This is a genomic window from Veillonella tobetsuensis (genome assembly GCF_001078375.1).
Taxonomy (GTDB): domain Bacteria; phylum Bacillota; class Negativicutes; order Veillonellales; family Veillonellaceae; genus Veillonella; species Veillonella tobetsuensis.
In genome coordinates, this window is sequence record NZ_BBXI01000033.1 from 1 (window position 1) to 664 (window position 664).

Annotated in this window: 1 protein-coding gene; it reads left to right on the forward strand. The window is 44.7% G+C overall.

Annotated elements, in window-relative coordinates; translation table 11 throughout:
- Positions 1-663: EF-Tu C-terminal domain-related protein (locus VEI_RS09270; protein ID WP_240003819.1), on the forward strand; the 663-nt coding region annotated here is incomplete at its 5' end.
- Position 664 lies beyond the last annotated feature (1 nt).

Consider the following 664-nt stretch of genomic DNA (forward strand, 5'->3'; position numbering starts at 1 on the left):
TTGAAAGCTTTGGAAGGCGATGCTCAATATGTAGCTAAAATCGACGAATTGATGGATGCTGTAGACTCCTACATCCCAACTCCAGTTCGTGATACTGACAAACCTTTCTTGATGCCTGTGGAAGATGTTTTCACAATCACTGGTCGTGGTACAGTAGCAACTGGCCGTGTTGAACGTGGTCAAGTAAACGTTGGTGACACTGTAGAAGTAGTAGGCTTGAAAGAAAAAGCTGACTCCTACGTAGTAACTGGTCTTGAAATGTTCCGTAAAACTTTGGATTCTGCAGTAGCAGGTGACAACGTTGGTGCATTGCTTCGTGGTGTTGACCGTAAAGACATCGAACGTGGTCAAGTATTGGCTAAACCAGGTTCCATCAAACCACACACTAAGTTCAAAGCAGAAGTATACGTTTTGACTAAAGAAGAAGGTGGCCGTCATACTCCATTCTTCTCCAACTACCGTCCACAATTCTACTTCCGTACAACAGACGTAACTGGTGTTGTAAACCTTCCTGAAGGTGTAGAAATGTGTATGCCTGGCGATAACGTAACAATGGATATCGAATTGATCACTCCAATCGCTATCGAAGAAGGTCTTCGCTTCGCGATTCGCGAAGGTGGCCACACTGTAGGCGCTGGCGTAGTAACAGCAATCGAAGGTTAAT